The following is a 25,992-nucleotide window of genomic DNA, read 5'->3' as shown; positions in this document are numbered from 1 at the left end:
TGTTCAGGCGGTCAGCCCCTCGGGTTCGCTCAACCCGTTGGCACGGCAACAGGCGGTCACTGTATTCGCCAGAAGGCAGGCGATGGTCATCGGCCCGACCCCGCCGGGAACCGGGGTGATCGCACCCGCCACCTCGGCGCAGCTCTCATAGTCGCAATCGCCCACAAGCCGGGTCTTCCCCTCGCCCTTCTCCGGGGCGTCGATGCGGTTGATGCCGACGTCGATCACCGTCGCGCCGGGCTTGATCCATGCGCCGGTCACCATCTCGGGGCGACCAACGGCGGCGACCACGATGTCGGCGCGCCCGGTCACCTCCTGAATATCCCTGGTGCGGCTGTGGGCGATGGTCACGGTGCAGCTGTCACCCAGCAAAAGCTGCGCCATCGGCTTGCCCACGATATTCGAGCGCCCGATCACCACCGCATTGAGGCCCGACAGACTGCCAAGGTGCTCGCGCAGCATCATCAAACACCCAAGCGGGGTGCAGGGCACCATGGATTTCTGTCCGGTCCCCAAAAGACCCACATTCGAGATATGAAACCCGTCCACATCCTTGGCCGGGTCGATCGCGTTGATCACCAGGTCTTCGTCTATATGCCCCGGCAGGGGCAATTGCACCAATATCCCGTGCACCGCCGGATCGGTGTTGAGCCGCTCGATCAAGCCCAGCAGTTCCTCCTGCGAGGCATCGGTTTCCAGCTTGTGCTCGTAGGAATTCATCCCGACTTCGACGGTCTGCTTGCCTTTCGAGCGCACATAGACCTGGCTGGCCGGGTCTTCGCCCACCAAGACAACCGCAAGACCGGGAACGATCCCGTGCTCTTCCTTCAGGCGCGCCACATGGCCCGCCACCTTTTCGCGCACCCTGGCCGCGAATGCCTTGCCGTCGATGATCTGAGCCGTCATCGCAGTCCCCTTCCGAAATGGATAGCCATCGCGCCCCGCATACATAGGCGGGGCGCGGAAATTCAAGCGTCGTCGTTCAGAACAGGCCCTCGATATCGCCATCCGCGTTCAGCTTGATCGCCTCTGCAGCGGGTTTGCTTGGCAGACCGGGCATGGTCATGATCTCACCGCAGATCACCACGACGAAACCCGCACCCGCGCTCAGGCGCACTTCGCGGATCGGCACCGAATGACCGATCGGCGCGCCGCGGCGGTTCGGATCGGTGGTGAAGCTGTATTGCGTCTTGGCCATGCAGACCGGCAGATCGCCGTAGCCCGCCTCTTCCCATTCCTTGAGCTGGTTGCGGATCTTCTGATCCGCCAGCACCTCGTCAGCGCGGTAGATGCGCTTGGCGATGGTGTCGATCTTTTGCAGCAAGGGCATGTTGTCGGCGTAAAGCGGCGCGAAATTGGCCTGGTCGGCATCGGCGATCTCGGCGATGCGGGTGGCCAGTTCTTCGGTCCCCTCCGACCCCTTGGCCCAGTGCTGGCACAGGATCGCCTCGCTGCCCTGCTCGGCGACGTAATCCTTCACGGCCTGCACCTCGGCATCGGTGTCGGTCACGAAATGGTTGATCGCCACGACAACCGGCACACCGAAGGATTTGACGTTCTCGATATGACGGCCAAGGTTCGGACAGCCGTTCTGGACCGCCTCCACGTTTTCCTCGCCCAGATCGGCCTTGGCGACGCCGCCATTCATCTTCATGGCGCGCACCGTGGCCACCACCACCACGGCCGAGGGCGCAAGACCCGCCTTGCGGCACTTGATGTTCATGAACTTCTCGGCACCCAGATCAGCGCCGAAGCCCGCCTCGGTCACCACATAATCGGCCAGTTTCAATGCCGTCGTCGTCGCCATGACCGAATTGCAGCCATGCGCGATATTGGCGAATGGGCCGCCATGGACGAAGGCGGGGTTGTTTTCCAGCGTCTGCACCAGGTTGGGCTGCATGGCGTCCTTCAGCAGAACCGTCATCGCGCCATCGGCCTTGATGTCTCGGCAGGTGATCGGCTCGCGCTTGCGGGTATAGGCGACGATAATATTGCCCAGGCGGCGTTCAAGATCGCCCAGATCGGTGGCAAGGCACAGGATCGCCATGACCTCGGAGGCGACGGTGATGTCGAACCCGGTCTGGCGCGGGAAGCCGTTCGAGACCCCGCCGAGCGAGGTGACCGTATCGCGCAGTGCCCGGTCGTTCATGTCCAGCACCCGGCGCCAGACGACGCGGCGCTCGTCGATGCCCAGCTCGTTGCCCCAGTAGATATGGTTGTCGATCATCGCGCTCAGCAGGTTATGCGCGGTGGTGATGGCGTGGAAATCCCCGGTGAAATGCAGGTTCATCTCTTCCATCGGGACAACCTGCGCATAGCCGCCGCCAGCCGCGCCGCCCTTCATGCCAAAGCACGGCCCGAGGCTGGCTTCGCGAATGCAGATCGCGGCCTTCTTGCCGATCCGGTTCAGCCCGTCGCCAAGGCCCACGGTGGTCGTGGTCTTGCCCTCGCCCGCCGGTGTCGGGTTGATCGCAGTCACGAGGATCAGCTTGCCGTTCTCGTTGCTCTGAACGGAATTGATGAAATCCTGGCTGATCTTGGCCTTGTCGTGGCCATAGGGCAGAAGGTGATCGCTATGGATGCCAAGTTTCGCGCCGATCTCCTGGATCGGCTTCTTGTTGGCTTCGCGGGCGATCTCGATATCGGACTTGTAGCTCATGATGTTTCCTCGCACGGGCCGAAGGCGGTGAAGTTTCCCTATGTCGCACATATCGGCTTTGCCCCGCCGCGCAGCACGCAATTCCGACATATTCGGTGCGTGTTGCGGCGGCTCGCCGCAGCATCGTTTCTGATCGGAAACAGCGCCAGCTGACCGGCAACCCGGTGTCGCATGGGAACCTTGGCGCGCCGCAAGACGCCCGCGCCTAGTGGCCCGTCGCTTTGGTCATATGCGCCCAAGGGCGCTGGTCGGGAACATGCAGGCGCATGATGTCGCCCAGCCTCAGGACGCCTTCGCGCTCGACCCAGGCGGTCACGCCGCGCCGCCCCTTTGCCGCCGCCTTGAAGCCCCGCCCCTTGCCCGGCACATGTTCGTCAATGGGTTTCGCGGGCAGATGGCAGGGACGGTTCTCCATATCCACGACAAGGGTCGTGCCGCTTTCCGACTGCAGGCGCGACGAGGGCGGCAGATGGGTGAAATCATCGATTCCCTCAAGCACGATCGACGCCCCGACCCAGGCGGGATCAAGACGCTCGATCCCCATCTCGGCGGCGATCAGCGCCAGTTCCTCGGCCGACAGGACCGAGAATTGCCGCACGTTGCGGATGTCTGTACCGCGCGGATACTGCCCGAGCACCCGGCTGCAGGAAGGCCGCGTGAGTCCCGCATGGTCCTCGCCCTCGACCCCGGCATATGTGGCCATGATCTCGGACAGCGGTTCAGCTGTCAGGCTCGCCTCGCGGTTCGAGACCCGACCGAGCCATGTGATGCGGGCGGTGAAATCGGTGGGCAGAAGCGCGGGCATCAAGCCTCCCTGTCAAAAAGCATCGGACACAACTTTCCCGTGTTGCGCGCGCGTGGTCAAATGACAAAATGTGCGTCTTTGCATCAGCAGCCGTTCAGACCGTCAGCGTAAAGAACATCCGCCGGAACGGGAACAGCACCGATCCATCCGCCCTGACAGGATAGGCCGCATGCATGACCTCTTCGTAGCGGCGGATCAGATCGGCCTTCTCGTCCTTGTCCAGCGCCTCGAGAACCGGGCGCGCATAGGTGCTTTCGGTGAAACGGCGCACCGGATGGCTGCCCGCCTCGGCGACAAGGCGCTGGTAATACTCGGTTTCCCAAAGGCGGAACTGACCGAGCCGTGACAGAAGCTCTTCGTACTTGACCGGTGCCATGACGCCGGGCGTGCCCATCTTGCCGATCCGTCCGGGGAACAGTTCCTCGGCGAGGCTCAGCCAGACGCGATGCGAAGGCGCCTTGTTCTGATGCGGCATCTGCACCGCCAGCGTGCCGCCCTTGCCCAAAAGCCCCGCAAGGCGCGGCATCAGGTCTTCGTGGTTGCCCACCCAGTGCAGCACGGCATTGGAAAAGATCAGGCCCGGCGCGCGGCGCGGGTGCCATTCCATGATATCGGCGCGTTGAAGGCTGTGATAGCCGGGCATCTGCTGCGCCTTTTCCAGCATCGCCGGCGACGCATCGACGCCGATCACCTCGCGCCCGCCCGCACGCGCCTTGAGCGCTTCGCCAAGCGCGCCGTTGCCGCAGCCAAGATCAATCAGATCGCCCGCGCCCATCCGGCTGACCGCATTCAAAAGGTCCAGACCGGGACGCAACCGCAAATCCCGGAACCTTGCATAGGCTCCGGGATTCCAGTCGGAAGAGGCGGCCACGCCGCTCACGCCGAGGGCTCGGGCTCCGGCCCGCCATCGCCCAGTTTTCCGGGCGCGGCCTTGGGCTTGGTCTTGGGAATCGCGGTCAGCGAGGGTTTCTCCTCCTTCTCGGGGGACCCGCCGCTGTCGTCGTCGGACTCGGGCGGCTCACCACGAATGACCCGTGCGATCTCTTCTCCGGTCAGGGTCTCGTATTCCAGAAGCCCCTGCGCCAGCCGGTCCCACTCGTCCTTCTTTTCGGTCAGGATCTTGTGGGCCTTTTCATAGGCCTCGTCGATCATGCGCTTGACCTCGTCCTCGATCAGCTCCTTGGTATGGGCCGAAATCGAGAAGCCGCCAGCGGCGTTGCCCATGTAACCCTCATGGGCCTGCTCGTAATCGACATTGCCGACCTTGTCCGACATCCCCCAGCGCAGAACCATCGCGCGCGCAAGGCCGCTGGCCTGCTGGATATCGCCTGCCGGTCCGTTGGACACGTCGTCAGGCCCGTATTTCAGGATCTCGGCCGCCTTGCCCGCCATGGTCATCGCCAGCTTCTGCTCGCATTCCGACTTGTGCCAGTTCAGGCGGTCGATCTCGGGCAGGCTGACCACCATGCCCAGCGCGCCACCGCGCGGGATGATCGTGGCCTTGTAGACCGGGTCGCATTTGGGCAGTTCCAGCCCGACGATCGCATGTCCGGCCTCGTGATAGGCGGTCTTTTCCTTCTGATCGTCGGTCAGCACCATCGAGCGGCGCTCGGCACCCATCATGACCTTGTCCTTGGCGTTCTCGAAATCTTCCATCGTCACGAAACGGCGACCGACCCGCGCGGCCATCAGCGCGGCCTCGTTGACCAGGTTGGCAAGGTCCGCACCCGAAAAGCCGGGCGTGCCGCGGGCGATGATCCGCAGGTCCACATCCGGGCCAAGCGGCGTCTTGCGCGCATGAACGCCAAGGATCTTCTCGCGGCCCTTGATGTCGGGGTTGGGCACGGTGATCTGGCGATCGAAACGACCGGGGCGCAGCAACGCAGGGTCCAGCACGTCCTTGCGGTTGGTGGCGGCGATGATGATCACGCCTTCGTTGGACTCAAAGCCGTCCATCTCGACCAGAAGCTGGTTGAGCGTCTGTTCGCGCTCGTCATTGCCACCGCCATAACCCGCGCCGCGATGGCGGCCAACGGCGTCGATCTCGTCGATGAAGACGATACAGGGCGCGTTCTTCTTCGCCTGCTCGAACATGTCGCGCACACGGCTGGCGCCGACACCGACGAACATTTCGACGAAATCGGATCCCGAGATGGTGAAGAAGGGCACACCGGCCTCGCCCGCGATGGCACGCGCCAGAAGCGTCTTACCCGTGCCCGGAGGCCCGACCAGCAGCGCGCCCTTTGGAATCTTGCCCCCGAGGCGGCTGAATTTCTGCGGATTGCGCAGGAATTCGACGATCTCTTCAAGCTCTTCCTTGGCCTCGTCGATCCCGGCGACATCGTCAAAGGTCACGCGGCCATGCTTTTCGGTCAGCATCTTGGCCTTGGACTTGCCAAAGCCCATTGCGCCGCCCTTGCCGCCGCCCTGCATGCGGTTCATGAAATAGATCCAGACGCCGATCAGCAGAACAAATGGCAGAAGCGAGATCAGGAAGGTCTGGAATCCAGATTGTTCCTGCGGTTCAGCGCTGACGGGAATGCCGGCGTCGATGAGCTTGTCGGTCAGCTCCGCATCCTCGGGCTTGACGGTGACGTATTCCTTACCGTCGCCCCCGCGGAAGCGCACGTTCTCGCCGTCCAGTGTCACCTGGCTGACATTGCCCTCCTCAATCGCGGTCACGAATTCGGAATACTTGATCGCCTTGCTCTGGAGCGTGTTGCCCGGACCGCTGAACAGGTTGAACAGCGCCAGTATCAGCAGGAACAGGACCAGCCAGAAGGCGATATTTCTTGCGTTACCCAAGGAAATTCTCCTCAAAATTCGGATGGCGAGGGCCTATCATGAAACCCATCCATCTAAAATAGAGATCACGCCCGTATCTTCAATGAGATAAATAAGACGCAAGGTAGGCTTCTTCGTCGCGGACCAGCCGCGCGCGCCATTGCCCGCCCCACCCCGCCAGCGGCGCTGCAAGCAGCTGCGCCCCATGCCACAGCGCCGGAGAGGCCATCAGGGACGCCGCAGGCAAGCCGCCTTGCGCCCGTTCGTCGCAGGCGGCCAGCCCATCGGGGCCAAGTGCGGCGATCTCGGCGCCCGGTGGGCACTCGGGGCCTTCAAGCTGCCAGCGCCCGTCCCAGACCTCTCCGGCCGGAACGCGCAGCCCCTCGACCGCCTTCCATTCACGGCTGATCCGCACGCCGCTCTTGCGCGGGCAAATCAGGCAACCACCCAGGGTCATGTCGCGACCCTCGCCAATCGCCTGCATGAGGTCATCCATCGCCCGTCCACGCGGCCCGTAACCAGCACCGCTGATCCAGTCGAGCGCACCCAGAAGCAGCCGTCGCGCAACTTCGGGGGGCAGCGCCGCAAGGCCCGCAGGATCGACCACCAGATCGCCCGATTGCACCTCGACCAGGTCGCGCGCCGCTTGGGACGCATATGTATAAAGGGTTTCGCGCACATCGCCCAGACGCCGCGCCACGCGCGACAGCCCCTCAGGGGTGATCCCGAGCGGCGCCAACTGCGCCAGCACGGCGCGCGCGCGCACCCGTTCATACGCCGGGTCCTCGTTGCTCGGATCGTCGCTCCAGCCGATATTGCGCGCTCGCAGCTCGGCGCGCAGCGCCGCGCGGGTCACCGGCAGCAGCGGGCGGCAAAAACCGACCTCCGCGATGATGCGGCAGGGCACCATCGCCGCCAACCCGTCGACCCCGGCCTCGCGCGCAAGACGCATGAGGAACGTCTCGGCCTGATCGTCCGCCGTATGGCCCAGCGCGACATGCGCGATACCCTTCGCGCGCGCCCACTCCGCCATCAACGCGTAACGCGCACGCCGCGCCTTGTCCTGCAGGTTGCCCTGCCCGTCCCAGCCCGACCATTTCAGGATGTCATGCGGCAGATCCAGCTCTGCGCAGACTTGCGCCACCCTGGCCGCCTCGTCGGCGGCTTCCGGCCGCAACCCGTGATCCACCGTCACCGGCCAAAGATCCGGCCCGCCCGCATGGCGCCAATCGTTCAGCAGGATCAGAAGCGCAAGCGAATCACTGCCGCCCGACACGGCAACGCCCAGACGCTCAGGCGGGCAAGGCGCGAAATGCTCTTGAATCTGCGCCAGCATTGCATCGGCGTCGCCGGTCACTGACACCCCAGCTCGGACATGGTCGCGCGCGCATCCGATACCGCCTCGGAATCAGGAAAGCGGTTGCCGACCTCGCTCAGCGTCACGCAGGCCTGTTCGACCTGTCCCAGCTGGCCAAGCGCCGAACCCAGGCGCGTCAGCGCCAGCGGCGCATCGGGGCCGGTCTGATCGGCGCTGAACGTGTCGAGATAGGCGCGCGCCGCCTCTTTCAGCTGGCCCGATTTCTCAAGCGCCTCACCGCGCAGCAAACCCGCGCGCGCCGTCAGCGGCCCGCCGGGATAACTGCGCTGGAACGTGGCGAACTGCTCGGCTGCTTCGGCGAAATCACCTGCGTCCAGCGCGGATTTGGCGCGCTCGAAATCGGCCTCTTCGCTGACCGCAAGTTGCGGCATGTCAGAATCGGCGCCGCTGGCGCTGTCCTGTCCGTCCGCGCCGCCCGATTCTTCGCCGCCGCCCGCGCCCGCGGAAGGGCCGGTTGCGATCCCGCCCAGCGTGCTGCCTTCTTCAAGCGCCCCGATATCGCAATCGGCTTCCAGCTCGCAGAGGCGGAATTCCAGATCGCCGATCCGGTTCGCGCCATCCTCGGCAACGCTCTGAACGCGATGTTCCAGCTGCTCGGTCTTCGCCGTCAGGCGCTGCAACTCGCTTTCGATCGCGTTGACACGGTCCAGCAAGGTGCCCCCGGAACTCAGTTGCCCGGCGGCACCGGTGGTGTTCAGCTCGCGCTTGAGCTTGCGCAGCTCGACATAGAGCACCGACAGTTCCTGGCGGATATCCGCAAGGGTCTCGTCATTGGCCTGCGCCCCCGAAACCGTGGGAAAACTCAGCGTCACAAGGGTCAGAACGGCGATGAACCGGCGCATCCGATGCTCTCCTTCAAAGGGGTCAGCTGCTCGGCACGGCCGAGATCACCGTTACCGCGCGGCGGTTCTTGGAATAGCACGCCTCGTCTGCGCAGAGCTCGATCGGGCGTTCCTTGCCATAGCTCACCACCTTCAGGCGGTTATCCGCAACGCCGCGGCTGACAAGGTATTCATGCACCGAATTCGCGCGCCGCGCACCCAGCGCAAGGTTATATTCGCGCGTGCCCTGCTCGTCGGCATGGCCTTCGATCACGGCCGAATAATCGCTGTTGGTCATCAGCCATTGCGCCTGACCGTCCAGCGTCGCCTGCGCATCGGATGACAGGGTCGACTGGTCGACCGCGAACAGCACCCGGTCACCGACCGTTTGCTCAAAATACACCGGCGATGCGGGGTCCTGCGCCGAACCGGCCATACCGGCCCCGGCGCCGTTATTCATGCCTCCCGCGCCGCCGCTGCCATCGGCGAACCGGTCAGGGTTCGAACAGGCGGCCAGCGCCATGCCTGCGCATAGCAGGATCGTCTTGCTCAGATAATTCATTCCATTGCCCACTCGTTTATGGTGTCATGCCCGTTTCTTATCTTACCACAGCGCCAACGCCTTGGGAATGCGCGCAGCACCGCGGCTTGTCTAATCCTGCAATGGCGACCACGACGGATCGCTCGCCCCGGTGCCGGTCGGCACTTCGCGCAGGTTTCGCCCCGTGATGTCCACCGAATAGAGGCTCGCACTGCCCTGCGCGCCCTGGGTTTCGCGGGTGAACATGATGACGCGCCCGTTCGGGGACCATGTCGGCCCCTCTTCCAGGAAGGATGCTGTCAGCAGACGCTCTTCGCTGCCATCGACCCGCATCACCCCTATATGAAAGCGGCCCTTGGATTGCTTGGTAAAGGCGATCAGATCGCCGCGCGGCGACCAGACCGGCGTGCCATAACGCCCCTGGCCGAAGCTGATCCGCTGCGCCTCGCCGCCGCCCGCCGGCATCACATAAAGCTGCTGGTTGCCCGAGCGGTCGGATTCGAACACGATCCGGCTGCCATCGGGGCTGAAACTGGGCGCGGTCTCGATCGAGGGCGCCGTGGTCAGGCGCGTGCCCGCGCCGCTGTCGATATCCATGGTGTAAAGGTCGGTATTGCCGCCGCGCGTCATCGAATAGACCACGGTGCGCCCGTCCGGCGCAAAGCGCGGCGCAAAGCTCATCGAGCCTTCCTGCTGCTCAAGGGCGCGGCGCTGCGCTGACCCCACATCCATCACGTAGATGCGCGGAAAGCCGCTTTCGTAGCTGGTATAGAGGATTCGATCGCCATTGGGCGAGAAACGCGGCGCCAGTACGATCGACGAGGAACCCGTCAGGTAGTTCACATTCGCGCCGTCATAATCCATGATCGCCAGCCGCTTGGCGCGCTGATCCTTGGGGCCGGATTCGGAGACGAACACCACCCGGCTGTCGAAATAGGGCGCCTCGCCGGTGATCCGGCTGTAAACCTGATCGGCCACCTTGTGCGCGATGCGCCGCCAGCCGTCCTGAGTGCCCACCAGTTGCAGCCCGTCGCCCAGCTCCTGCCCGGCGAAAACGTCATGAAGGCGGAACCGCACCACCAGCTTGCCGCTGCCATCAAGCGTCACCGCGCCTGTGACCAGCGCCTGAGCATTGATCGCCTTCCAGTCGGCGAATTGCACGGGGCTGGAAAAACTGGTCACGCGGCTGATGAATGCATCCCGCGGGATCTCCCGGAACAGCCCGGTCCCGGTCAGATCGGCCGCCACCAGTTGGGCGATCCGGCGGCCCAACTCGGCTCCTTCGGCGTCATCCGCGACGAATTCCGGCACCGCAAAGGGCATCGGTTCGATCACGCCTTCGGTCAGTTCAAGCCGGAGCGGCCCGTTCTGGGCCGCCGCAGGCAGGGTCCACAGCATCAGGGCCGCCAGGAGGGTCATCATGTAATGTTTCATTTGATCCTCATTCTCTCCGGATTGAACGTCATTTCAATGTCACGCCAATGATCATACTTGTCTTTCGGCAAATCAAAGCCACCCGCACCGCAACGGATGATCGCGCGCCGCGCCGCCTCGTAAGCCTGTTTGGCCGCGCTGCCGCTGCCGCCCGATGCGCTCAGCATCTCGATCGAGCTGGTCACCGGGCGCGAATCCTCTCCCATCGTGACGCTGACGACCACCGTGGTGCGCAGCGCCTCGGAGCTGAGCGAACCCACGTTCCAGCAATTCTGCACCGCCACACGCAGTGCATCCTTCTCGCCAGCCGTCAGCGGCGGCCCCGAAGGCGCGCCCTGATCCGTGCCGCCGGTCTGCGCCTGGCCCTGGCCCAACGCCTCGGCCAGCGCATTGTTCACCGCGTTCTCGTCTGTTTCCGTCTCGCGCGGCGCCGGGGCGTCCTGCGCGGGTTCGGCGTCGGGCTCGGCTGCGGGCGTTTCGGGCCGCGTGCGGGGCCGGGGCGAGCGCGTCGGCGCGGCGCTGGCCAGGTCGTTTTCCTCGGCCTCGGTCACGATCTCGGTGGCGGCTTCCTCGCGGGCGGTCTCGCGGGTTTCCTCTTCGACGGTCTCGGCGGCCTCGGCATCGGGCGTGGTCTCCTGCTGATCGACCTCGTCGATCTCGACATCGGGTTCGGGCTGCGCAACGGGCTCGGGCGCAACACGCGGCGCCGGACGCGGCTGCGGTCGCGGCGACACTTCAGGCACCAGCGCCGCGATATCCTCCTCGGGAGGCGTCAGGACGGGGGGCGCATCGCTCACCTCGGCCTCGGGCAGAGGCGCGGGCGGCTCCTGGGGTTCGGGTGCGGTATCGGCGGGCGGCGTTTCGGTTGCTTCAGGCTGGCTTGCTTCGGGTGCGGCGTCCTCGCCGGGGCTTATCTCGGGCACGCCTTCGCCTTCGGCGGGCGGTTCGGGCGTATCGACATTCGCCACCGCCTCGGGGCTGTGCGGCGCGTCGGTCAGCGCGGCGAACTCCTCGGCCGATATGGCCGTGACCTCGGTCACCTCGAACGGCAACGGCTCGGACTGAAAGGCGCCCCCGAACAGCGCCCAGCCCATCAGAGCCAGATGCCCCGCCCCGGATATGATCTGCCCGGTGTTCACGCCAGCGCCTTCAGCCGCCCCGGTTGTCCAGATCGGGCCCGCCGGTATCCGTTACCAGCCCGATATTGGAAAACCCGCCGCGATTGAGCGCACCCATCACCTGCATCACATCCGCATAGGGAACGGCACCGTCCGCGCGCAGATAGACCCGCGTGCTGTCGCGCTCGGCGGCGATCGCGCGCAGCCGGCCGATCAATTCGTCCCGCGCCACTTCGGTGGTCTGGATCATCACCACGCCCTCGCCGGTGATCGTCACCGACAGCGGCTCTTCCTCCTCGCCCGGCAAGGCGTTGGCGGCCGTCTTGGGCAACTCCACCGGAACGCCCACCGTCATCAGCGGCGCGGCCACCATGAAGATGATCAAAAGCACCAGCATGACGTCGACAAAGGGCGTGACGTTGATCTCTGACATCGGACGCGAACGTCCGCGCCCGCGCCGCCTGCGCCCGTTGTCCCCTGATTTCTGAATGACACCAGCGCCCATCGCTCAGGAATCCAGTTGTCGGCTGAGAATGGTCGCGAACTCGTCCGCGAAGGCCTCGTAATTGGCCACGATCCGATCGCAATCGGCGCTCAGCTTGTTATAGAAGATCACCGCCGGAATGGCAGCCAGAAGACCCAGCCCCGTGGCCAGCAGCGCCTCGGCGATACCGGGCGCGACGACCGCAAGGTTGGTGTTCTGCTGCTCGGCGATCTCGATAAAGGCATTCATGATGCCCCAGACCGTGCCGAACAGGCCGATGAAGGGCGCGGTCGACCCCACCGTGGCCAGCACCGAAAGGCCGCTTTGCAGCTGCTCGCTTTCCTTGGCGATGGCCACGTCCATCGACCGGTCGATCCGCGCCGTCGCCCCGGCGATCAGCGCGCCATCGGTACGATGGCTGCGACGCCATTCCATCATGCCGGCGGCAAATATCCTCTCGGATTGCCCCGCCGGCTCCGATCCGATCTCCTCGAACAGCTCATCAAGCGGCTCGCCCGACCAGAACCTGCGGTCAAAAATCTCGGCCTCGCGACGGGCCTTGCGATAGGTGATCAACTTCTGGATGATAATCGACCATGCCCAGAACGAGGCCACGATCAGCATGAGCATCACCAGTTTCACGATCAGGGTCGCGCGTGCGAAAAGTGCCCACATGGAGAAATCAATCTCCTGTGCCAATGCCAGGGTTTCTGCTTCCATATTGCCTGCTCTTCTCTCTCGGTGGCCTTGTTTTCAGGCCTTATTGAGGGAGAAACTATCCGAATTCCAAGGGGAAAGCCAACAACATCCGCGTTACCGGTGACGATTTTCGCCAAACCGCGCGGTTCCGGCGGATAATCGCCGGGCGTCCCTAGTGCAGCAGAAGCCGGATACGGGCCGGCAGGCGCGCAGGCTGGCCCGCCTCGTTGATGCAGACAGCCGTGACCACCGCACTGAACAGAATCTCTTCGCCGCGCATGACCGTCTGCTCCATGATCAGCCGCACGCCGGTCACCGCCAGAGTGCGCGTGCGCACTTCGAGCATGTCATCGAACCGTGCCGGGATCAGGTAATCGGCCTCGACGCGGCGCACCGCAAAGACGATGCCATCCTCGTCGCGCAACGCGTTCTGATCGACGCCCATCTCGCGCACCCAATCGCTGCGTGCCCGCTCTATGTATTTGAGGTAATTGGCATAATATACGATACCGGCCATGTCGGTATCTTCGTAATAGACCCGCACCGCAAAGACATGCGCGCCGCCCCGCGGCCCCGGCGCCTTTGAAAAGTCGATATTCCCGCCGCTTTTCTGCGCCATGTCCGGCCCCGTGATATTCCGGTGGACGCGCCTTGCGTACCCCTCATGCGTTCCTCGACAAAGGGCCGCAAACCGGTGCGGGGGTCAAGGGGTTTTCAGCGCCGGATCGCCGCGGTCGTGCAGCTCATATGCCGCAAGGCGTTCATGAACCGCACCGTCCGGCCCGAGGATAGAACGGTAAAGCCCGAACGCGGCCACCTCGAAAGGCTCAAGGTCAAGATCGCCATGCGTCTCAAGGAATGCGCCCAGCCTGTCCAGCTCATGGCGCGGCATCTCCCGGGGAAAGCGCGCCAGCGTCACATGCGGGCGAAACCTCTGGCGTTGCAGCGCGATCCCGGCCTCGATCGCGGCGCCGCGCACCTTGCGATGCAAGGCAACCAGCGGATCGCTGCGCTCCACGCCCGCAAAGACAAGCCGCGGGCGCGCTCGCTTGAACACGTCGATCCCTCTGATACGCAATGAAAATTCCGGCATGTCGATTTCGGACAGGGTCTCGTGGACAGCCTCGACGACCGGCAGGTCCTGGTCATCCAGAAAGGCCAGCGTGACATGGAATGTCTCAGGGTCCGCATGCCGCCCGACACGCAGATCGCCTTGCAACCGCGTCAGCGCGGCGCGCGTCACCGGCGGCAGATCGATGGCGACGAACAGCCTCATCGTGCTTCCTATCGCGGTGTCACCCGTGCGGCAAGGCGCAGGGCATGGCTGGCATCGCGGCTGACAGGGGGCATGGCGGGATCATAGGCGGCACGGATCAGCGCGGCGATATCCGGGCGCAGGATCACGGTGCCGCTCTCCGGCATCTTTGCCAGCGGCGAGGCATCACTGAAGGCGGTCTCGGACCACAAAAGCGCGCTTTGCACCACCTGGCTCAAGGCCAGCGTCTCGGCGGGCATCGCGGCCATGTCCTCATCCATGCGCAGGAACACGAAACAGGCCTTGATCGCGCCCTCCTCGTCAAAGCGGAAAATGCGATACTGGTTCGCCCCGGCCGCCTCCAGCCGCCCGACCAACGGCCCGAGGTCGGGCACCAGCCGGTCAAGATCGGGCAGCTCGGTCAGCTCGTGCCAGTCGCGAAAGAAGAACATCATCAGGTTGACGCCCAGTTCAGGGTCGGTCTCGGCCATCTGGTGACCGGCCAGCGCGACCACCGCCTCGATCGCGCCCTTGACCACGTCCAGCGTGCTGTCCTCGACCCCGAAGACGATAGGTGCGATGGGGCGACCCCAGCGTGCAAACGCATAGGCGCCATCGGCGCCGGTGAACATCCGCGTGATCGCGTCTTGGGTCAGATGTGTGCTCATGGCGCCCGAATACCAGAGCCGCGCGGCAAGGCAAATACATCCCGCAACCACCAATCCGCCGCGCGGATCAAGCGCGCGGCGGATCAGCCTTGCTGCGGTCTTCTGCGGACGGGATCGCCTAGTCTTCGATCCGCTCGACGACTTCCATCGCATAGGCGTTGATCAGGACGTTGTAGAAATCATCCTCCGAGGGCGGAATGATGACCCAGCCTTCCGGCGCTTCGCCCTCAGCCGCCTTGGCGCTGACCTTGAGCGCATAGCTGCCCATCTGCGGCAGTTCCGCATCGGTTTCGGTGTTGCTGCCCGCCTTGCTTGCGGGATGCATGGCGATGGTGCCCTCGATCTGGTTGAACGCGCCCGAGTCCGGCAGGACGGGTTCGCCGTCGATGGCGACCTTGTTGATCTCGACCACGATGCGCGGCGCTTCGGCCTGATCGTCGATATTCACATGCGCGGCGATGGCCTTGCCGAGGTCCTCGGTCAGGTCGGGCCAGAACTCCAGCGCGTTGCTTTTCTCGAAAGCGCTCAGGTCCGATTTGACCTCGACGTCCGAAAGGGTCTTTTCCTGCGCGCTCAAGGGCGCGATACCCAATGCGAGGCCGGCACAGAGTGCGGTGCTCCAAAGACGTTTCATGGTGTCTCCTTTCATTCTCGATAAGGTGTCACGCAGCGTGGCGCTTGCCGAATGCTCGCTGGTTCAGGCCGTAAACGCCGCATGCCGGCTTTGGTTCCTCACGCTCCGCCGCCAGGCCGCACCCGCCTTTGACGCGTGATGATCCGCGAAATCACCGGGGAACCGGAACACGACAAGCGCGTTGGCGCATGATGAGAGACATGCGAGACGCACGTCAGGACGCCGCCTGCGGGGCCATGGAAGTGATCGATTCCGCCGAGCGCGCTCTTGATGGCAAGAAATCCAGCCTGGGCGAGGTGATCGACGCCATCGGACATGCCAGCTACGCACCGCTGTTGATGGTGCCCGCGCTTGCACTGGTCTCACCGCTCAGCGGCGTTCCGGGCTTCACGACTGTCTGCGGCATTCTCATCGCGTCAGTCTCGGCGCAGATGATGCTGCGCCGACCGACATTGTGGCTGCCCGGATGGCTGCGCCGGAGACGCATGAACTCGCAGCGCGCCTGTCAGTTCGTCAACTGGTTTCGGATTCCGGCGCGCTGGCTTGACAATGTCACGCGCCAACGGCTCTCCACGCTGGTCACGCCACCGTTCTCTATTCTGCCGCAGGCGATCTGCCTATTTCTCGGGGCGATCATGCCGCTTCTGGAACTGGTGCCCTTCACCTCCTCGATCCTCGGCGCCGTCATCGGTGTCCTTGCGGCGGGAATGTTCGTGCGCGACGGGCTGCTGGTGCTGGCGGGAATGCTGCTGGCCGCGCTGGCCGTGGGCGGCGTGGCCAGCATATTTTGATGTAACGCCCGACAATGCGAACCCGAAACGGTCAAGGCCGCCCGCGCTTGGGCGGCCTTGCCTCAGCCGTCAATCCTCTGCCTCTTCGGCGGCGTTGCCGACAGCCTGCCCGGCGGTCTCGATATCCTCGCCCGCGCCCTTGACGGTCTCGCAGGCGGCCAGGGCGCCGAGCATCGTCAGCGCGATCAGGGGGAAAAGGAAAACAGATTTCAGTGTCATGAATCTCTCCGATCAATGTTGCGCGGAATCAACGCGCCCGGAACGCGCGGGTTCCCACGCGCCCCGGATCGGTCGGATCAGTCTTCGTTCGCGCGGATGTCAGGCCATGCCCGCGGGAATGTCACATGCAACTCGAAACGCGCCTCTGGTTCGTCGATCTCCAGCGTCCCGTTCAGTTGCGACACGAATGACTCGATCAGGCGCGACCCAAGCCCCGACCCGTCGGTATCGTCGCCCCCCGGAGCCTCGCTGGCCGGGGCGCGGGAATTCACCACACTCAGGCACAGCGCATCATCCCCGACCGTCTTCAGGGCAATATTGATCCAGGCGTCGCCGCCCTTGACCACCCCACTGTACTTGACCGCATTCATCGCCGCTTCGGCCGCCAGCAGCGACAGCGGAACCGATTGATCCGGATCGACCTCGACCGGGTCGAACTCGGTTGCGACGTTGATCTGCTGTCCGGTCTCGTCCAGCGTGCCGACGATCACCAACTGCTGGATGATCTCTTGCAAGAGCTTGTCGGCGCGCACCATCGACAGCTTGCGCGCCATGTAGAGATAGCGATGGATCGCCGACAACGCCATCACCCGGTCCTGCACGCGGCGCAAAAGATGCTTGGCCTCTTCACTGCGCGTGGCGCGGATCTGCATGTTCATGATGCTGGAAATAAGCTGAAGATTGTTCTTCACCCTGTGATGCACCTCGCGCAGCAGAACCGTCTTCTCTTCCAGATCCTCTGCGCGGCGGCGATCCTGTTCATCGAGTCGCCGCGTCATCGCGCGAAACGCCTCGGCCACGACCTCGAGCTCCTCGGGCGCATTGTGCAGCCGCGCCTGTTCAAGATCGTCGCGCCCCGCCGCGTAAAGGCGCATCCACGACCGCAGCCGCCTTATATGGCGGATGACCAAGCGATGCACGCCGACATAGGCCACGCCGATGGCGATCACCCACATGATGATGGGAAAATACAGCGCCAGCGCCTCTTCATACCCTGGCAGGATCAGGCTGCGACTGCGCGGCGCCCAGCTGCCCAGCGCGAAAACGCTGCCGTCGACAATCGCCACCACGGCAAAGTCACGTGTCATGCCATCGCGGTTCTGTTCGCGGAACGTATAGCGGGGCAGCTCTGCCAACTCGCCAAGGCTGGTGTTCATCGGCAGCACCGTGCGCCGGTCATCGCTGAAATCCTGTGTCGCGATGATCTCGCCCTGTGACTGGAACAGCACCAGATCGACATCCGGCGCACGCCCCGTCAGCGACGTATTGAGCGCGGTGATCGGCACCGCGATCAGAACCTTGCCCACGAACTGCGCGTCATCGAAAACCGGCACCATCACATTGACCGATGCCGCCCCCCCCAGAAACGACAGCGGCTGCATCTGGATTTCAGTCTCGAGGCTGGTCAGCTCAGTCTTGATGATATCAAGCCCCGTCAGATCGCGATCCTCGCCGCGCGATGCGCAGACCAGTTGCAAATCGTCATCCACGAACCCTGCGAACATGTAATGGGGTGACTGTTCGACAATGCGCCGCATGACCCCGTCACAAGGCCCGTCGATCACCCGGAAGGCCGAGACCGTCAGCGCCAGCGCCTCCGCGGCACTGACCGCCGAGCCGATCACCTCGCGGCTGGCCGACGCCGCCTGCTGCGTCTGCTCAAGCAGCGCGGTTTCAGACAATGAGCGGCGCTCTTCCAGCACCTTGATTGTCTGGTAGACCGATATCAGGCCAAGCGGCAGGATCGCGATGCTCAGCACCAGCACCAAAAGCACGGCCAAGCCGGGCTTGAGCATTCTGCGCGGTGGCGGCTCGCTCATGCAGCCGGATTTCCCTGCACCACCGCAAGCGTCGCGGCATCGGTCATCTCAAGCCCCTCATCCTCGTCAAGATGCATGAGCTCCGCCAGCCGCTTGCGCGCGCGGTTGGTGCGGCTCTTGACGGTGCCCACCGCACAGCCGCACATCTCGGCGGCATCCTCATAGGAAAAGCCCTCGGCGCCCACCAGGATCAGCACCTCGCGCTGCTCGTCGCTCAACTGGGCAAAGGCCTCGCGGAAATCGGTCATCACCAGATGCCCGTCATGGGCCGGTTTTTCCGAGATCGCGCCCGCCATCTGGCCCTCGGGGTCCTCGACCTCGCGGCGACGCTTGCGATAAAGCGAATAATAGGTGTTGCGCAGGATCGTGAACAGCCAGGCGCGCAGGTTCGTGCCCGGTTTGAAGCGGTCGAAATTGCCCCATGCCTTGACGATCGTGTCCTGCACAAGGTCATCCGCCGTCGCCGGATTGCGCGTCAGGCTCATCGCGAAGGCGCGCATCGCGGGCAGGTGTTCGATCAGCTCTTTTTTGGGATCGGGTGTGTCGGTCAATGGTCGTCATCCCCGGACGCCGCCCGGTGATCTTCGGCCTGATCTTCGGCGCGCACGCCCTGTTCTTGCTGGCGCAGTTGCTCCAGCAGCCTGGTAAACCGTTCGGGAACCGGTTCACTTGACGCGTCCGAATAGACGCGTCTGAGATTGTCGTCTATCTGCTGGTTCAACTTCGAGGTCCTGCTGTTTTCTGCCATGTTACTGCGTTCTGCGGTCCATTCAGGGTCTGACGCGTTTTTTACGCCCCGACCGTGGAACCTAACACGCCTGAGGGCGTTTGGTTCCCTGCAAACGAAATTTTTTCCGAGGAAGCCCATGACCGAAACGACCATCCGGCGCGATATGTCAGCGGAAATCGCCCAAGAGCTGCCCTTCCTGCGGCGCTATGCACGCGCACTGACCGGCAGCCAGCAAAGCGGCGACCATTATGCCGCCGCCACGCTCGAGGCTCTGCTGGAGGATCAGGAAATCTTTCAGTCCGGCCTGTCACCCAAAGTGGCGCTGTTCAAGGCATTCAACCGGATCTGGGTGTCCTCGGGTTCGCCCGTGGATGATGCCGACGAAGACGGCTCGCCAGAGGCGCGCGCCCAGAAACGGCTTTCTGGCCTGACCCGCAACACCCGCGAGGCGCTGTTGCTGCACAGTATCGAAGGCTTCACCACGCCCGACATCGCCGAGATCGTCGGCGTCGAACCCGCCGAGGCCGAAGACCTGATCGCCATCGCCCGCAAGGAAATGGCGCAGTCCATCCGGGGGAATATCATGCTGATCGAGGACGAGGCGATCATCGCGATGGATATCCGCGCCATCGTGGAAGGCAGCGGCCACAACGTCACCGGCGTCGCCCGCACCCGTGACGAGGCGGTCCAGCTGGCGCGTCACGAGCCGCCTGACATGATTCTGGCCGATATCCAGCTGGCCGACAAATCCTCCGGCATCGACGCGGTAAACCACATCCTCCAGGAACTGGGCGATATTCCGGTGGTGTTCATCACCGCCTTCCCCGAGCGCCTCCTGACCGGCGAGCGCCCCGAGCCCGCCTTCCTCATCACCAAGCCCTATTCCGAGGAACAGGTGCAATCGGCGGTGAGTCAGGCGATGTTCTTCACCAGCACCCAGACGCTTCAGGCCTGACGCCGCCGAAAGTTTCCAATGCATGAGAAGAGAACCCCGCGCGCCTCGGCGCGCGGGGTTCTCCGTGATCTCACAGTTCTGTCGCCGTTCACGGCGCACGACCGCGCAGCGCGCGCGCCACCAGCGCGACGACGAACAGGACCAGGAAGATCACGAAAAGGATCTGTGCGATCCCGGCTGACGCCGAAGCGATCCCGCCAAATCCGAAAACACCCGCGACCAGCGCGACGATGAAAAACAGCAGTGCCCAGTAAAGCATCGGTATTCTCCTTTGCAGTCAATCGGTTTGCGATAGCTCTGAAACGGCGAAACCCGCCCCGTGGTTCCTGAAAATCCCGCTTTTCACGGGCAGCCGGCATTTGCACGGCGCCACATGGAACCCAGCGCCGCCCCGGACGTTGTACATGGAACCCAAACAAGGAAAGGAGATCGTAATGGCACAAGCCAAGAACACGTCCTCGGATGCGGATATCGAGCAGCTTTCCGAACAGATCGCCACGCTGAGATCCGATATCTCGACCATTTCGCAGACGCTATATGACCTTGGCCGTCAATCAGGTGACTCGGCTATCAATGGTGCGCGCCGCAAGGCTGCCGACCTGCGCGATGCGGGTCAGCATCAATTGCATTCCGCCCAACACCAGGCCGAGGAAATGGGCCATCAGGCTGCCGATGCCGTGCGCAGTCAACCTGCCGCTGCCATGGGCCTTGCGGTCGGCATGGGCTTTCTTCTGGGTTTCATCACCGGGCGGAAGTAACGCATGCCGGGTTTTCTGACTGGTATCGAGATGCGGGCGCGCCAGGCGGTGCGCTCGGCTGGCTTTGCGATGATCGGCGTGATCTTTGCAATGATCGGGCTTGGCTTCCTGACGGCGGGCCTGTGGGTTCTGATTGCCGCCTATGAGGGCGCTCTGATTGCATTCGTGGCGATCGGCGCGCTCTATCTGATCCTCGGGCTCTGCTTTCTGGTGCTGGGGCGTCAGCCCGCCGGCGACTCTACCGAAGCGCATCGCCAGGCTGCCGGCTCGCCTGCGCAAAAAGATCCCTTCGTGCAGATCGCCGAAGGCTTCGCCACCGGCATGCAGGCAGGGCGCGCCGCGCGGGACACGCGCAGATGAGCGGCGGGGTGGCGGCGGCCGCCGCCGCGCTCAAAGCGCGTCGGACTCCCGCTGCGGCGACAGCGCCTCGCGGATCATCTCTTCGGTGAAGGGACGCACCAGCATCCCCCAACCCTGCTGGCGCACGACGCTCTCGTCGTCCTCACCGACGGTCAGGATGATCTTGGCGCCGCTGTCGGCAAGGCTCTGATGCAGATCGGACTGCACCAATTCGCGATAGGGCATTTCCAGAAAGGCCGCCGTCACCATCGCTTCCCTGCCCAGACTGGGGGCCAGTTCCTCGGCGCGATCGGCGCGAATCACCCGGCAAGGGCCGGTCGCCCTGAGCGATCCGATGATGTCCTCGGCGATCAGGGCGTTGCTTTCCAGAACAATATAGACCGGCGCTGCCGGTTGGAGGGTATCACTTTGGGGCATGTTCAATTTCAGGTTATTCGACAAACGGGTTCAGGGCAATTTGGAACCGGTAGCGGCTTGATGCATTAACATATGACATAACACAGAGAATTTTGATGACCACCGACTGCCTGAACTGCCCGCTGCGCCCCCGCTCGGTTTTCGCACCGATGCAGGCGCAGGAACTGGATTTCATGCGGCACTTCAAGACCGGCGAATTGAAGGGCGATGCGGGAACCACCCTGATGCTGGAAGGTGCCAACAGCCCCCAGCTCTATACCGCGCTCACGGGCATGGGGCTGCGCTACAAGACGCTGAAATCCGGCGAACGGCAGGTGATCAATTTCGTCCTGCCCAGCGATTTCATCGGCCTCCAAGCCGGCGTCATGAAGGAAATGCAGCATTCGGTCGAGGCCACCACCCCGATGACACTCTGTGTGTTCGACCGCAAGAACCTCTGGCGGCTGTTTCGCGACTGCCCCGAACGCGCCTATGACCTCACCTGGCTGGCGGCGCTCGAAGAGCACCTCCTGGGCGAAAACCTCGCGATCGTCGGGCATATGAACGGGCTCAGTCGCATCGCCTGCGCCTTTATCCGCCTGCATGACCGCTGTGCCGCGCTGGGTCTCGCGCATGATGGCCGTGTACCCCTGCCCTACAGGCAGCAGGATCTGGCCGACGCGCTGGGCCTGTCGCTGGTTCATACCAACAAGACCCTGCGCCACCTTCGCCGGGGCGGCGCGGCGCGGTGGGTGAACGGGCGGCTCGAGGTGCTGGATTACGACCTGCTCTGCGGGATCGCCGGGCTCGATCCCTCGCGCAGCCCGATGAAGCGGCCCCTGATCTGACGGATCGCGCCGATGGCGGCGCGGGCTGCGGGAACCTTCTATCTCCGGCGCGCGTTGGTCCATCATGCACAACCCCGCCCGCCCCCTTGACCCCGTCCTGCGCGCCGCGGCCTTCATCGTTGTCGTCACCCTTGGTTTCGCCATCCTCAGGACAGGCGGCGACATTCTTGCGCCAATGGTGTTGGGGCTGGTGGTAGGCGTGATCCTTGCCCCGTTCACCGATTTCCTGGAACGTATCCGCCTGCCGCGCGGCCTTGCGGCGGCGGCGGTTCTCGTATTGGGAGTTATGGCGATCGCCTCGCTGGTGTTTCTGGCCGAACCACTGGTCTGGCGTATCGCCGAGGATCTGCCAAGCATCAAATGGGAACTGCGCTCGCTGGTCAATGAATTCCGCAACCTTATCCAGGGCCTTGCCGAGATGAACCGCGAAGTCGAAGAGGCGCTCGGCGCAAGCTCGGAGAATGAGGATTCGGATGACAGCCCGGCCATGCCCGGATTCACCCAGGCGCTGTTCTTCGCCCCTCTGGTCCTGACCCAGGTCCTGATCTTCGGAGGCGTGCTGTTCTTCTTTCTGCTGACACGCAAGAGCATTTATGGCTGGCTCGCGCGCTTTATCGGCGATGCGGCGGATACAGACATCATCCTGCAACGCTTCACCAAGGCAGAACGGCTGGTCTCGCGATATTTCCTGACCATCACGGTGATCAACACCGTGCTCGGCACCGCCCTGGCGGGCGCGCTGGCGCTGATCGGATTGCCCGGGCCTTTCATCTGGGGGCTGACAGCGGCGCTGGCGAATTTCATCCTCTATATGGGGCCGATGATGGTGACGGCTGGCCTTGTGATCGCCGGGCTGGTGGCGTTCGACGGGCTGATGACATTCCTTCCCGCAGCGATCTTCCTCAGCTTCAACATGATCGAATCGCAATTTGCCACGCCCGCCTTTCTCGGTCGGCATATCTCCGTCAACCCGCTGCTGATCTTCGTCTCGCTGGTGGTCTGGCTCTGGATGTGGGGGCCGATCGGCGGGATCATTGCGATCCCGGTGCTGGTGATCGCGCTGGTGATGCTCAACGTCTTCGACACACTTCCCGATGATGCCGGCGAGGCTCAACCCGCGCCACCGCCCGGCGGGCGGGGCGCGCGCTAGACCATCTCCTCGGGCATACCCGGCACAGGGTCGTCAATCTCGCGCGCCGCATCCGGTTCGCAGCCGACAACAAACCCGCGCCGGACATGCGGCGGCGACGCGCTGTTGAACGCGACCAGTTCGCGCCAGTTGTCAAAGGCGCCTTCGTGATCAAGATACGACGCCCCCGCATCCTCGGGCAGCCAACAGCCCATCAGCCGGCGGCGCAACCCGCTGATCTGTTCGCCCGGCGTCGGGTGCAGACCCGCCTCGCTGCCCCAGCGCAGTCTGCGCCCGTCGAGATTGGCCGAGGACACGATCACGCGGCTTCTATCGAAGGTCGACACCTTCGAATACACACAGATCAGCGGCGCGCGCTTGCGCGTGTCGCGCGCCCCGCTCTCGCGCAGATGCGGCTGCACCGGCAAGCCGATCAACAGACGATGCGGCCCGAACGCCGCCTTCAGCCACTCAAGGTAACGCAACTTCAGACGCTCGCCGAAGCGCGCATCAGGATCCCGGCTGCCGGCAAAGGCCACATCATCATGGGCGCCCGGCAGCACCAGGATCAGCCGCAGGTCCGGACCGCGCCGCGCGCGCCGTGCCAGCGCAGGCGCCAGCGGCATGAATCGCAGGAACCGGGTTTCCAGATAAATCAGCCGCCCCGACCCGCGCACAGCCGCCGGATGTTACCCCCCGGTTTCGCCCGGCGCCTGCGCCTCCTCGGATCGCGGCCGCGCCGAAAGATCGAAACCCCGGAAACGCGCCGAAACCTCATCCGGCGCGGCCAGAAAGGCCCGCTCCGGCGCCGGAAGCGCACGAAAAAAGCCCCCGCCATGTTTCAGGCGGGGGCAGGCACCCGAGGGACAGTAGGGGTGCATCTAGACCCGCCCAAACTTGGGGAGTGGCAGGCCCGGAAGAGGCAGCGAAAGCATCGAACGCTGACTTCATTCTCTCAACGCCACCGTCCGGGAATGGTTCCCGCCGCACAAGAATATTTTTCGGCCACCGCCTCAGGCCCGCACCGCACGCGGCCCCGCGACCAGCCAGATCAGAAAGCCGATCAACGGCAGCAGCAGCACCAACAACACCCAGAGCACTTTCTTTCCGGTCAAGGCCGCCGAGCCGAGCACCGACACGATGGCCCAGACATCCAGGATCAGAATGATGATCCCGCCGATTCCACTGATCTCCAGCATGGCGCTACTCCTTGTTCCTCGGCCATCCACATCGCTCTGGCGCGGCGACGGCCCGCAGCCCGGCGTGTGGCGCTGCGATACGCGGGCGGCGCGTTCAAAACGCCTCTGGGCGGCCATGGTTCCAATGACATGTCGAGGGATTTTTCCGGCTTCCGGGGAACCCTCTGCACGCCGCCGGATGTTGACATGTCAGGACGCCGCAGCCTTCGACGATGTCACCTTCTGCAAAGGTGAGCAGGGCGATGCGCTGCATGCCCCGACCACACTCAGCGCGAAAGAGCCCGACAAGATGGAAGCCCGGGAACACAGCTGATATTCCCCGCAGCCGCTCGACACCTCCGCGCTCCCGCATTCATTTGCGGGGGCGTTTTCGAGGCGGCTTGCGTGATGTCACCCACCCCTTCATCTGGCCTCAAATACCTCGGGGGGTCCGGGGGGCTGGCCCCCCGGGCTCGCCCTGAAAACCCGTGGGCCGCCTATTTCCCGAACAGCCCCGGTTGTCCCGGCCCGTCGGGCGCGGCCATGCCCAGATGGTGCCACCCCCCCTGCGCCAGCATCCGCCCGCGCGGGGTGCGCTGGATCAGCCCCTGTTGCAGCAAGAATGGCTCGATCACCTCTTCCAGCGCATCGCGGCTCTCGCTCAGCGCGGCGCTCAACGTCTCGATGCCTACCGGCCCGCCCTGGTAGGCTTCTGCGATCAGGCGCAGGTAACGCCGGTCTGCGCCGTCCAGCCCCAGGTGATCCACCCCCAGCCGTGTCAGCGCATTGTCGGCCAGGGCGCGGGTGATGTGCCCGTCGCCCTCGACCACGGCGAAATCCACCACCCGGCGCAGCAACCGCCCGGCGATACGCGGCGTGCCGCGCGCCCGGCGCGCGATCTCGCGCGCGCCCTCGTCCTCGGCGGGGGCCTTCATCAGCGTGGCGTTGCGGGTGACGATCTCGTGCAATTCGTCCTCGGTGTAGAATTGCAGCCGCGTCGGGATGCCGAACCGGTCGCGCAAGGGCGTGGTCAGCAGGCCCAGCCGCGTGGTCGCCCCGACCAGCGTGAAGGGCTGCAACTCGATACGCACGGTGCGCGCCGCCGGCCCCTCGCCGATCACAAGGTCCAGCTCGAAATCCTCCATCGCCGGGTAAAGCACCTCCTCCACCGCCGGATTCAACCGGTGAATTTCGTCGATGAACAGCACATCGTTTCGTTCGAGATTGGTCAGGATCGCCGCCAGATCGCCCGCCTTGGCCAGGACCGGCCCCGATGTCATCCGGAACCCCACGCCCAATTCGCGCGACATGATCTGCGCCAGGGTCGTCTTGCCCAGACCGGGAGGCCCGTGAAACAGCGTGTGATCCATCGCCTCGCCGCGCTGGCGGGCCGACTGGATGAAGATGCGCAGATTGGCGCGCGCCTCGGCCTGGCCGATGAACTCGCTCAGCGCCTGCGGACGCAGGCTGCGATCGCCATCCTCGGGCAGCGGGTCGGGGCGCAGCGTGGGATCGGGGCTTTCCATGA

At 64.3% G+C, this 25,992-nt stretch carries 32 protein-coding genes; 7 read left to right on the top strand and 25 right to left on the bottom strand.

The annotated features are described in order from the left end of the window. Window positions 1–3: 3 nt before the first annotated feature. The 16 genes from folD to N5A93_RS10450 all read right to left on the bottom strand — a co-directional run bounded on the left by folD (window position 4) and on the right by N5A93_RS10450 (window position 15,280). Window positions 4–906: a bifunctional methylenetetrahydrofolate dehydrogenase/methenyltetrahydrofolate cyclohydrolase FolD gene (folD, locus tag N5A93_RS10525; RefSeq protein WP_268955046.1), complete on the bottom strand. Its 903-nt coding sequence runs from the start codon at window positions 904–906 to the stop codon at window positions 4–6. A gap of 76 nt (window positions 907–982) precedes the next feature. Next, the gene (locus N5A93_RS10520; protein ID WP_268955045.1) at window positions 983–2,659 is read right to left on the bottom strand and encodes a formate--tetrahydrofolate ligase; all 1,677 of its coding nucleotides are present in this window, start codon (window positions 2,657–2,659) and stop codon (window positions 983–985) included. 205 nt (window positions 2,660–2,864) lie between these two features. Further along, the gene (locus N5A93_RS10515) at window positions 2,865–3,464 is read right to left on the bottom strand and encodes an MOSC domain-containing protein (protein WP_268955044.1); all 600 of its coding nucleotides are present in this window, start codon (window positions 3,462–3,464) and stop codon (window positions 2,865–2,867) included. A 94-nt stretch (window positions 3,465–3,558) separates the two neighbouring features. Beyond that, the gene (locus tag N5A93_RS10510; RefSeq protein WP_502263979.1) at window positions 3,559–4,239 is read right to left on the bottom strand and encodes a methyltransferase domain-containing protein; all 681 of its coding nucleotides are present in this window, start codon (window positions 4,237–4,239) and stop codon (window positions 3,559–3,561) included. A 101-nt stretch (window positions 4,240–4,340) separates the two neighbouring features. Further along, on the bottom strand, window positions 4,341–6,269 hold the full coding sequence (ftsH, locus tag N5A93_RS10505) for an ATP-dependent zinc metalloprotease FtsH (RefSeq protein WP_268955043.1): 1,929 nt from the start codon (window positions 6,267–6,269) through the stop codon (window positions 4,341–4,343). 79 nt (window positions 6,270–6,348) lie between these two features. Beyond that, the gene (tilS, locus tag N5A93_RS10500) at window positions 6,349–7,605 is read right to left on the bottom strand and encodes a tRNA lysidine(34) synthetase TilS (protein WP_268955042.1); all 1,257 of its coding nucleotides are present in this window, start codon (window positions 7,603–7,605) and stop codon (window positions 6,349–6,351) included. Next, the gene (gene ybgF, locus N5A93_RS10495; RefSeq protein WP_268955041.1) at window positions 7,602–8,468 is read right to left on the bottom strand and encodes a tol-pal system protein YbgF; all 867 of its coding nucleotides are present in this window, start codon (window positions 8,466–8,468) and stop codon (window positions 7,602–7,604) included. Before ybgF ends, tilS begins: the two co-directional genes overlap by 4 nt. Before the next feature lie 22 nt (window positions 8,469–8,490). Beyond that, a complete protein-coding gene (gene pal / locus N5A93_RS10490) occupies window positions 8,491–9,009 on the bottom strand; it encodes a peptidoglycan-associated lipoprotein Pal (RefSeq protein ID WP_268955040.1) in 519 nt (172 codons plus the stop codon). A gap of 90 nt (window positions 9,010–9,099) precedes the next feature. Continuing rightward, a complete protein-coding gene (gene tolB, locus N5A93_RS10485) occupies window positions 9,100–10,422 on the bottom strand; it encodes a Tol-Pal system beta propeller repeat protein TolB (RefSeq protein ID WP_268955039.1) in 1,323 nt (440 codons plus the stop codon). Further along, window positions 10,419–11,561 carry a cell envelope integrity protein TolA gene (gene tolA / locus N5A93_RS10480; protein WP_268955038.1) on the bottom strand — a complete coding sequence of 381 codons (1,143 nt, stop codon included), beginning with the start codon at window positions 11,559–11,561 and terminating at the stop codon, window positions 10,419–10,421. Before tolA ends, tolB begins: the two co-directional genes overlap by 4 nt. A 10-nt stretch (window positions 11,562–11,571) precedes the next feature. Next, window positions 11,572–12,045, bottom strand: coding sequence for a protein TolR (tolR, locus tag N5A93_RS10475; RefSeq protein ID WP_268955037.1), 474 nt, complete (start codon window positions 12,043–12,045; stop codon window positions 11,572–11,574). A gap of 3 nt (window positions 12,046–12,048) precedes the next feature. Continuing rightward, a complete protein-coding gene (tolQ, locus tag N5A93_RS10470) occupies window positions 12,049–12,744 on the bottom strand; it encodes a protein TolQ (protein WP_268955036.1) in 696 nt (231 codons plus the stop codon). 151 nt (window positions 12,745–12,895) lie between these two features. Next, window positions 12,896–13,267, bottom strand: a complete 372-nt coding sequence (ybgC, locus tag N5A93_RS10465) for a tol-pal system-associated acyl-CoA thioesterase (protein WP_268955129.1) — start codon at window positions 13,265–13,267, stop codon at window positions 12,896–12,898. A gap of 159 nt (window positions 13,268–13,426) precedes the next feature. Next, window positions 13,427–13,999, bottom strand: coding sequence for an RNA 2',3'-cyclic phosphodiesterase (gene thpR / locus N5A93_RS10460; protein ID WP_268955035.1), 573 nt, complete (start codon window positions 13,997–13,999; stop codon window positions 13,427–13,429). 8 nt (window positions 14,000–14,007) lie between these two features. Next, window positions 14,008–14,646, bottom strand: coding sequence for a hypothetical protein (locus N5A93_RS10455; RefSeq protein WP_268955034.1), 639 nt, complete (start codon window positions 14,644–14,646; stop codon window positions 14,008–14,010). 118 nt (window positions 14,647–14,764) lie between these two features. Continuing rightward, entirely contained in the window at window positions 14,765–15,280 is a 516-nt protein-coding gene (locus N5A93_RS10450; RefSeq protein ID WP_268955033.1) for a hypothetical protein, read from the bottom strand. A 236-nt stretch (window positions 15,281–15,516) separates the two neighbouring features. On the opposite strand from N5A93_RS10450, the gene N5A93_RS10445 reads away from it, so the two are divergent. Then, window positions 15,517–16,071, top strand: coding sequence for an exopolysaccharide biosynthesis protein (locus N5A93_RS10445; protein ID WP_268955032.1), 555 nt, complete (start codon window positions 15,517–15,519; stop codon window positions 16,069–16,071). A gap of 69 nt (window positions 16,072–16,140) precedes the next feature. Here N5A93_RS10445 and N5A93_RS10440 read toward each other — a convergent pair whose 3' ends face one another. The 4 genes from N5A93_RS10440 to N5A93_RS10425 all read right to left on the bottom strand — a co-directional run bounded on the left by N5A93_RS10440 (window position 16,141) and on the right by N5A93_RS10425 (window position 18,858). Next, window positions 16,141–16,290 (bottom strand): entericidin A/B family lipoprotein, encoded by a 150-nt coding sequence (locus N5A93_RS10440; RefSeq protein ID WP_268955031.1) that lies wholly within the window; start codon window positions 16,288–16,290, stop codon window positions 16,141–16,143. A 77-nt stretch (window positions 16,291–16,367) separates the two neighbouring features. Beyond that, window positions 16,368–18,110: a sensor histidine kinase gene (locus N5A93_RS10435; RefSeq protein WP_268955030.1), complete on the bottom strand. Its 1,743-nt coding sequence runs from the start codon at window positions 18,108–18,110 to the stop codon at window positions 16,368–16,370. Further along, on the bottom strand, window positions 18,107–18,661 hold the full coding sequence (locus tag N5A93_RS10430) for an RNA polymerase sigma factor (protein WP_268955029.1): 555 nt from the start codon (window positions 18,659–18,661) through the stop codon (window positions 18,107–18,109). The genes N5A93_RS10435 and N5A93_RS10430 overlap by 4 nt, the downstream gene beginning before the upstream one ends. Further along, window positions 18,658–18,858, bottom strand: a complete 201-nt coding sequence (locus N5A93_RS10425) for a NepR family anti-sigma factor (RefSeq protein WP_268955028.1) — start codon at window positions 18,856–18,858, stop codon at window positions 18,658–18,660. The genes N5A93_RS10430 and N5A93_RS10425 overlap by 4 nt, the downstream gene beginning before the upstream one ends. 118 nt (window positions 18,859–18,976) lie before the next feature. Here N5A93_RS10425 and N5A93_RS10420 point away from each other — a divergent pair, with 118 nt between their 5' ends. Further along, the gene (locus tag N5A93_RS10420; protein WP_268955027.1) at window positions 18,977–19,795 is read left to right on the top strand and encodes a response regulator; all 819 of its coding nucleotides are present in this window, start codon (window positions 18,977–18,979) and stop codon (window positions 19,793–19,795) included. Between the two features lie 88 nt (window positions 19,796–19,883). Here the strand turns inward: N5A93_RS10420 and N5A93_RS10415 are convergent, their stop codons facing one another. Next, window positions 19,884–20,054 carry a DUF1328 domain-containing protein gene (locus tag N5A93_RS10415; RefSeq protein WP_268955026.1) on the bottom strand — a complete coding sequence of 57 codons (171 nt, stop codon included), beginning with the start codon at window positions 20,052–20,054 and terminating at the stop codon, window positions 19,884–19,886. A gap of 175 nt (window positions 20,055–20,229) precedes the next feature. Here N5A93_RS10415 and N5A93_RS10410 point away from each other — a divergent pair, with 175 nt between their 5' ends. Beyond that, on the top strand, window positions 20,230–20,553 hold the full coding sequence (locus tag N5A93_RS10410; protein WP_268955025.1) for an ElaB/YgaM/YqjD family protein: 324 nt from the start codon (window positions 20,230–20,232) through the stop codon (window positions 20,551–20,553). A 3-nt stretch (window positions 20,554–20,556) separates the two neighbouring features. After that, window positions 20,557–20,913 carry a phage holin family protein gene (locus tag N5A93_RS10405; RefSeq protein ID WP_268955024.1) on the top strand — a complete coding sequence of 119 codons (357 nt, stop codon included), beginning with the start codon at window positions 20,557–20,559 and terminating at the stop codon, window positions 20,911–20,913. 30 nt (window positions 20,914–20,943) lie between these two features. Here N5A93_RS10405 and N5A93_RS10400 read toward each other — a convergent pair whose 3' ends face one another. After that, a complete protein-coding gene (locus N5A93_RS10400; RefSeq protein ID WP_268955023.1) occupies window positions 20,944–21,330 on the bottom strand; it encodes a hypothetical protein in 387 nt (128 codons plus the stop codon). Between the two features lie 95 nt (window positions 21,331–21,425). On the opposite strand from N5A93_RS10400, the gene N5A93_RS10395 reads away from it, so the two are divergent. Together N5A93_RS10395 and N5A93_RS10390 are read left to right on the top strand one after the other, a co-directional pair. Continuing rightward, a complete protein-coding gene (locus tag N5A93_RS10395) occupies window positions 21,426–22,157 on the top strand; it encodes a Crp/Fnr family transcriptional regulator (protein WP_268955022.1) in 732 nt (243 codons plus the stop codon). 64 nt (window positions 22,158–22,221) lie between these two features. Beyond that, on the top strand, window positions 22,222–23,307 hold the full coding sequence (locus tag N5A93_RS10390; protein ID WP_268955021.1) for an AI-2E family transporter: 1,086 nt from the start codon (window positions 22,222–22,224) through the stop codon (window positions 23,305–23,307). On the opposite strand, the gene N5A93_RS10385 is transcribed toward N5A93_RS10390, so the two are convergent. Both N5A93_RS10385 and N5A93_RS10380 read right to left on the bottom strand, forming a co-directional pair. Next, window positions 23,304–23,912, bottom strand: a complete 609-nt coding sequence (locus N5A93_RS10385; protein ID WP_268955020.1) for a phospholipase D-like domain-containing protein — start codon at window positions 23,910–23,912, stop codon at window positions 23,304–23,306. The two genes, N5A93_RS10390 and N5A93_RS10385, sit on opposite strands and share 4 nt — an antisense overlap. Window positions 23,913–24,299: 387 nt before the next feature. After that, a complete protein-coding gene (locus N5A93_RS10380) occupies window positions 24,300–24,485 on the bottom strand; it encodes a PLDc N-terminal domain-containing protein (RefSeq protein WP_268955019.1) in 186 nt (61 codons plus the stop codon). Window positions 24,486–24,663: 178 nt separating this feature from the next. Between N5A93_RS10380 and N5A93_RS10375 the strand changes: the two genes are divergently transcribed. Further along, window positions 24,664–24,798, top strand: a complete 135-nt coding sequence (locus tag N5A93_RS10375) for a hypothetical protein (protein WP_268955018.1) — start codon at window positions 24,664–24,666, stop codon at window positions 24,796–24,798. 163 nt (window positions 24,799–24,961) lie between these two features. On the opposite strand, the gene ruvB is transcribed toward N5A93_RS10375, so the two are convergent. Continuing rightward, window positions 24,962–25,990, bottom strand: coding sequence for a Holliday junction branch migration DNA helicase RuvB (gene ruvB, locus N5A93_RS10370; RefSeq protein ID WP_268955017.1), 1,029 nt, complete (start codon window positions 25,988–25,990; stop codon window positions 24,962–24,964). Window positions 25,991–25,992: the final 2 nt, after the last annotated feature.

Source organism: Roseovarius salincola (genome assembly GCF_026891095.1).
Classification (GTDB): domain Bacteria; phylum Pseudomonadota; class Alphaproteobacteria; order Rhodobacterales; family Rhodobacteraceae; genus Roseovarius; species Roseovarius salincola.
Note: the sequence above shows the minus strand (reverse complement) of the source record. Positions and strands in the feature narration are given on the sequence as shown.